Source organism: Acinetobacter johnsonii, assembly GCF_048551975.1.
GTDB classification, from domain to species: domain Bacteria; phylum Pseudomonadota; class Gammaproteobacteria; order Pseudomonadales; family Moraxellaceae; genus Acinetobacter; species Acinetobacter johnsonii_A.
This window is the reverse complement of record NZ_JBIMCF010000091.1, coordinates 1-415: the sequence shown is the minus strand read 5'-3', so window position 1 is coordinate 415 and position 415 is coordinate 1. Positions and strand designations below refer to the sequence as shown.

Below are 415 nucleotides of genomic sequence, written 5' to 3'. Positions count from 1 at the left end.
TAACGAGGCTGATACGGGCGTTTCAGGCGCTTGGATCGAGGAATCCATAAGTCAGCTGCAATCATCCAGGAACGCAGGGTTTCTACTGAAAGATCGAATCCATGTACGGTGGTGAGCTTTTCATGCGCTAAAGTGGGTCCGAAACCATGGAGTTGGTCAGAAACAATATTGAGGCACTTGAGTCTGAGTTCTTCAGGAAGTTTGGAATTGCTGATTTGGCCACGACCGGCATGGGCTAATGCAGCGGGACCTTGAGCTTTGTATTTCTGCAGTAAGCGTCTGATCTGACGTTCTGAAATATGAAGTAGCTGAGCAGCCTGGGATTGAGTTATGCGTTGATCGCAGATTTCCTGCAAGACCGACAATCGTTTAAGTTCTTTATCCGACATAGACACCAACATATCAAACCGTCCGC

At 47.7% G+C, this 415-nt stretch carries 1 protein-coding gene; it reads right to left on the bottom strand.

The window, feature by feature from the left end; translation table 11 throughout:
- Positions 1-389 (bottom strand): helix-turn-helix domain-containing protein (locus tag ACG9ZB_RS16760; protein WP_419326804.1); only part of this gene is annotated, 389 nt, incomplete at its 3' end.
- Positions 390-415 lie beyond the last annotated feature (26 nt).